At 68.7% G+C, this 5,763-nt stretch carries 6 protein-coding genes; 4 read left to right on the top strand and 2 right to left on the bottom strand.

All coding sequences use genetic code 11. The features are described 5' to 3' along the window. The 4 genes from ACREB7_RS20350 to ACREB7_RS20335 all read left to right on the top strand — a co-directional run. Positions 1-1,146: phage tail baseplate protein (locus tag ACREB7_RS20350; protein WP_431594077.1), on the top strand; the 1,146-nt coding region annotated here is incomplete at its 5' end. A 12-nt stretch (positions 1,147-1,158) separates the two neighbouring features. Next, a complete protein-coding gene (locus ACREB7_RS20345) occupies positions 1,159-1,605 on the top strand; it encodes a DUF2793 domain-containing protein (protein ID WP_431594076.1) in 447 nt (148 codons plus the stop codon). A 135-nt stretch (positions 1,606-1,740) separates the two neighbouring features. After that, positions 1,741-2,862: an OmpA family protein gene (locus ACREB7_RS20340; protein ID WP_431594075.1), complete on the top strand. Its 1,122-nt coding sequence runs from the start codon at positions 1,741-1,743 to the stop codon at positions 2,860-2,862. Between the two features lie 257 nt (positions 2,863-3,119). Then, a complete protein-coding gene (locus ACREB7_RS20335; RefSeq protein ID WP_431594074.1) occupies positions 3,120-3,545 on the top strand; it encodes an ExbD/TolR family protein in 426 nt (141 codons plus the stop codon). 51 nt (positions 3,546-3,596) lie between these two features. On the opposite strand, the gene ACREB7_RS20330 is transcribed toward ACREB7_RS20335, so the two are convergent. After that, the gene (locus ACREB7_RS20330; RefSeq protein WP_431594073.1) at positions 3,597-4,133 is read right to left on the bottom strand and encodes a DUF1993 domain-containing protein; all 537 of its coding nucleotides are present in this window, start codon (positions 4,131-4,133) and stop codon (positions 3,597-3,599) included. Positions 4,134-4,166: 33 nt separating this feature from the next. Further along, positions 4,167-5,763: ABC transporter transmembrane domain-containing protein (locus tag ACREB7_RS20325; protein ID WP_431594072.1), on the bottom strand; the 1,597-nt coding region annotated here is incomplete at its 5' end.

The raw sequence follows: 5,763 nt of genomic DNA, 5'->3' as shown, positions 1-5,763 counted from the left end.
GCCGACGGACGCGAGACGCGGGTGTGGCGCGGCGACCTGGCGGCGCTCGCCTTGCCGGTCGGCGGGGTGGTGACGCTGGCGGAGGCCGGGGCCGATCCGAGCGCGTGGCGTATCGCGTCGCGAACGGTGAAGGACAGCGAGGTGCGGATCGAACTGATGCGATATCAGCCGGTCGCGGTCGCCGAAACGGAGGTCGATCCGGGCGTATCGGTGCCGGCGCCCGACTGGCCGGACAGCGCGGGTGTGGTCCGGGTGTTCGACCTGCCCAACCTGGGTCCCGGCGCGCCGACGGCGCCGCGCCTGCTGGTCGCGGCGGCGGGCGGCAATGACGGGTGGCGCGGCGCCGATGGCTGGCTGGTTCCCGCGCCGGGGATCGAACCGATTCCGGTCGGAACCGTTCGCCGCGCCGCCGCGCTGGGCGCGCTGGCCGGACCGCTGGCGGCGGGCGAGCCGCTGCTGTTCGACATGGAGAACAAGATTCTGGTTTCGCTGGCGAATCCGTCGATGACGCTGATGTCGGTGGCGGATGCGGTGCTGCTCGGCGGGGCGAATCGCGCCATGATCGGCGGCGAGTTGATCCGGTTCGGCGCTGCCGAAGCGCTGGGCGGCGCTATGTGGCGATTGTCGCGGCTTCTGCGCGGACGTGCGGGGACGGAATTGGCCGGGACGCATGCGGTCGGAACGCCCTTTGTTCTGCTCGACGATGCGGCGGCGCTGTTGCTGCCCGATGCGTTGGCGGGTTGGGCCGAGGGCGGCGCGGCCGTGCTGCAATGGACGGTGCGCGGCGGAACCGACCTGACCGACGCGCCGGTGCCGGGCGACGCGGCGGCGCTGCGTCCGCTGTCGCCGGTGCATGGCCGCCGGACGGACGACGGGGCGGGCGGCCTGTGGGTCCATTGGGTGCGGCGCAGCCGGGTCGATCCGGGCTGGCGCGACGCGGTCGACCTGCCGCTCGGCGAAAGCCGCGAGGCGTATCGCGTGGCGGCGGTGCCGGCGGTGTCCGGCCTTGGGCCCTGGGACTGCCCGGCGCCGATGTTGCATCTGACCGCGCCGGAGGTGGCGGCGCTGCCGCCCGGCGCGAGCCTCGAGATTCGGCAGGTCGGCGATTTCGCCTTGTCGCCGTCCCTCATTCTTCCCCTCGATTGAAAGGATTAGCCGATGACCGACCTGCCGAGCACGGCGCGTTTCGCGCTGCCCCTGTTGGCGATGGCGCAGGCGCAGAAAGAGGTGACGCACAATGAGGCGCTGACCCTGCTCGACGCGCTGGTCCAGCCGGTGGTCGAGGCGGGGCCGCTGACGGCGCCGCCGGTGAGCCCCGTCGCCGGGCAGGGCTGGATCGTCGGCTCGGGCGCCACGGGGGCGTGGGACGGTGAGGATGGCGCGCTTGCGGTGTGGACCGCCGGGGGCTGGCGCTTTGTGGGGCCGCGTGCGGGTATGCGGACGCATCGGCTAAGTGACGGGGCTTGGCTGCGATTCGACGGCGCGACCTGGGTCGAACCCGACACCGTCGCAAGTCCGGCGGGCGGGGCGACGACCGACTCCGAAGCCCGCGCCGCGATCGACGCCGTGATTCTGGCGCTTGTCGGCCATGGCCTTCTGATTTAAGGCTGAATTTACCTATTATCGCCCCGCAAGTGCGGCATTTTGGCAACAGATTGACGATTTGTTCGCTTGCACGGAACCAAAGGCGGGGGTAGGACGTCTGCGAGACGTATATCTCAATTGAAAGGGGAATCTACTATGAGGAAGCTTGCCGCCGCCGTGGCGTTGGCCTCCACCGCCCTTGCGACGCCTGCTCTGGCGCGCGACGACTCCTGGTACGTGGGAGTTGGGGGTGGTGTCATGATCGTCGAAGACCTGGGTCTCGACATCGGCACCTTCAAGGACGCAGCTACGCTCGACCACAAAACCGGTTACGACTTCGAAGGCGTCGTCGGCTATGATTTCGGCGGTTTCCGCGCAGAAGTCGAAGTCGGCTATCGCGAAGCCGACATCAAGGCCGGTCGCATCGGCACCCCCGGCATCCCGGGCTCGGCCAATGGCGCGGGCAACCTGGTAACCGGCAGCTATGCCATGAACGGCGATTCGAACGCGCTGAGCTTCATGGTCAACGGCATGCTCGACTTCGGCGACGATGACGGCCTTCAGGGCTTCGTCGGCGGCGGCGCCGGTGTGGCCCGCGTCGATGTCGCTCCGGTCTTCGCCGGCCCCTGGCTCGACGATTCGGACACCGGCTTCGCCTGGCAGGCCATCGCGGGCGTTCGCGCTCCGCTGACCCGCAACTGGGACGTCGGCCTGAAATATCGCTTCTTCAACGCCGACAACCTCGACCTGGTCGATCAGCGCGGCCGCGACGTTTCGACGCGCTTCCGTTCGCACTCGATCCTCGGCACGCTGACGTACAACTTCGGTGGTGCGGAACCGGTGGAACCGACGGCTCCGCCGCCGCCCCCCCCGCCCCCGCCGCCGCCCCCGCCGCCCCCGCCCCCGCCGCCGCCTCCGCCGGTGTGCGCGCCTGGCCCGTACATCGTCTATTTCGACTGGGATCAGTCGAATATTACGCCCGAAGCGGCGTCGACGCTGGACAACGCCATCAGCGCCTACAACCGCGGTTGCACCGGCAACCAGGTGTGGCTGGCCGGTCACGCTGACCGTTCGGGTTCGGCGAAGTACAACGTCGGTCTGTCGGAACGCCGCAACACTGCGGTTCGCAGCTATCTCACCGCTCGCGGTGTCTCGGATGGCTCGATCAGCTCGGAAGCGTTCGGCGAAACCCGTCCGGCCGTTGCAACCGCCGATGGCGTCCGCAACGACCAGAACCGTCGCGTGGAAATCAAATACGGTCCGAACGCGGGCATGTAAGCGATTTCCCGCCCGGTTCGGGCTGGAAGACAAAGAGGGGCGGTACCGCAAGGTGCCGCCCTTTCTTTTTGGGCGCAGGACGGAGCCGGCGTTTTCCGGTCCCCTGCGCTTTTTGTTTGCGCTCTCTCTATAATGTTATACCATATCAATGTGATCGGCGACCGCTTGCGAGCGGCGCAAGGGGGCCGGTCCGAGCGGGACGCCGGCTTGCTGTCCGACAGCCGTGCCGGGGTCGCGCGCCGACAGGGAGAGAGACGATGCGCAAACGCCGCAGCATTTTCCGCAGCGACCCCAATGCCGACCCGGTGATCAACACCACCCCGCTGATCGACGTGATGCTGGTGATGCTGGTGATGTTCATCATCACCATCCCGCGGCCGACGCATATGGTCGACATCACCCTGCCGGGCGACGTCGCGGTTCCGGACAAGGTGCAGGACGAGAACCGGATCACCATCGACACCGCCGACACGATCCGCTGGAACGGCGAGGCGGTCGACCTGGCGCAGCTCGGCAAGCTGACGCAAATCGCGTCCGAGCGCGCCGAACCCGCGACCCTGATGTTCGAGCCCGAGGCGCGCGCCCGCTATCTGCGGGTCGATCAGGCGATCGGCGCGATCCGGCGCAATGGCGGCAGCAAGCTCGCCTTTCCGGGCATCTATCAATATGCCGGGTCGATCTGATCCGCGCCGCGCCCCTGCCGCCGCCGATCGGGCGGCGGGGGAACGGGCGCGTCAGGCGGCGGGGGCTGTGCCGGGGCGCAGATAGGCCAGCATATAATTGACATAGTCGACCTTGCCGAGCGGCACGCCCATGTGGCGGAGGATGGCGTAGGCGGCGACGAGGTGGAAATAATATTGCGGCTGCGCCCAGTCGCGGACGTAGGTCGCGGCGGTCATGTCGAAGGCCATGCCGTTGGGCAGGTCGAAACCGACCGCGCGGCCGGGATCGGCGTCGATCTCCGCGGCGTCGACGGTGTCGAGCCAGGCGAGGGTTTCGGCGATCTGCGCCTGGAGGCCGGCGAAGTCGGCCGCATCGTCGGCGAACTGCGGCGCGCCGGGCGCGCCGAGACGGGTGGCGGCCTGGATCGCCTGCTGACAGGAGAAACGCACTTGCGACGCGAGCGGGAACATGTCGGGGGCGAGGCGCGCGGCGATGAACTGCAATTCGCCGACGCCATTGTCGGCGCCCCAGGCGAGCGCCTTGTCGAGCTGCGCGGAGAGCGCGCGAAGGCCGTTTTGATAGGCGGGCACGGTCATGTCGTAGAGCATCGTCTTTTCCTTCGAAGGGGTCGGCGAGAGCCGTCAGGCGGCGGCGAGATTGTCCTGGAACTGCAGCCGCGCAAGGCGGGCGTAGAGGCCGTCGGCGGCGACGAGGGCGTCATGCTTGCCCTCTTCGACGATCCGGCCGTCGTCCATCACGACGATGCGGTCGGCGGCGCGCACGGTCGCGAGGCGGTGCGCGATGACGATCGTGGTGCGGTCGTGCATCAGCGCGTCGAGTGCGTCCTGCACCAGTTTTTCGGATTCGGCGTCGAGCGCCGAGGTCGCCTCGTCGAGCAGCAGCAGCGGTGCGCGGCGGAGCAGCGCGCGGGCGATCGCGACGCGCTGGCGCTGGCCGCCCGAGAGGCGGGCGCCGCCTTCGCCCATGAAGGTGTCGAGTCCCTGCGGCAGCTTGGTGAGGAATTCCTCGGCATTGGCGGCGCGCGCGGCGTCCCAGAGCTCTTCGTCGGTGGCGGCCCAATTGCCGTAACGCAGATTGTCGCGCGCCGAGGCGGCGAAGATCACCGTTTCCTGCGGCACCATCGCGATGCGGGCGCGGATGTCGGCGGGATCGGCATCGGTCAGCGGAATGCCGTCGAGCAGGATCTGGCCGCCCTGCGGATCGTAGAAACGCTCGGCGAGCTGGAACAAAGTCGACTTGCCGGCCCCCGAGGGACCGACGATCGCGACGGTCTCGCGCGGCTGGATCGCGAGGCTGAAATCGTGGAGCGCGGGGGCGTCGGGGCGCGTCGGGTAGCGGAATTCGACATGGTCGAAGGTCAGCGTGCCGAGCGGCGGGTCGGGAAAGCGGCGCGCGTTGGCGGGCGGCGCGATGCTTGGTTCGGCATGGAGGAGTTCGGAGAGCCGCTCGGCGGCGCCGGCGGCGCGTAGCAGGTCACCATAGACCTCCGTCAGCGCGCCAAAGGCGCCCGCGACCAGCCCGCCGGTGAGCACGAAGGCGGCGATAGTGCCGCCGGTGATCGTGCCCGCCGCGACGCCTGCGGCGCCGTACCACAGCAGGGTGGTGATCGCGCCGAAGAGCAGGCCGATGACGATCGCGGTCATAATCGCGCGCAGGCGGATGCGGCGCTTGGCGGTGGCGAAATTATTCTCGACCGCCGAGGTGAAGCGCGCGGCTTCGCGGCTTTCCTGTCCGAACGCCTGGACGATCTTCATCGCGCCCAATTGTTCGGCGGTGGTGGCGCCGATGTCGGCGACGCGATCCTGGCTCGAGCGCGACACTTTCTGGAGGCGGCGGCCGAGCAGCACGATCGGCAGGATGATGACCGGAATGCCGAGGAGGATGCCGCCGGTGAGTTTCGGCGAGAGCGAGAAGAGATAGATGATGCCGCCGATGCCCATCACGGTGTTGCGCAGCGCGACAGAGACGGTGGTGCCGACGACCTGTTCGATGACCGTGGTGTCCGAGGTCATGCGCGAGGCGATTTCGGAGGGGCGATTTTCCTCGAAGAAACCGGGGGCGAGGCGGAGCAGATTCTGTTGCACCGCCTGGCGGATGTCGGCGACGGTGCGTTCGCCGAGCCAGCTGACGAAGTAGAATCGCAGCGCGGTGGCGACCGCGAGCAGCAACACGATGACATAGAAGAAGCGGAAATGTGGGCTCACGTCGCCGCCGCCA

Source organism: Sphingopyxis sp., assembly GCF_050725615.1.
Taxonomy (GTDB): Bacteria; Pseudomonadota; Alphaproteobacteria; order Sphingomonadales; family Sphingomonadaceae; genus Sphingopyxis.
This window is presented reverse-complemented; position numbering and strand designations above follow the sequence as displayed.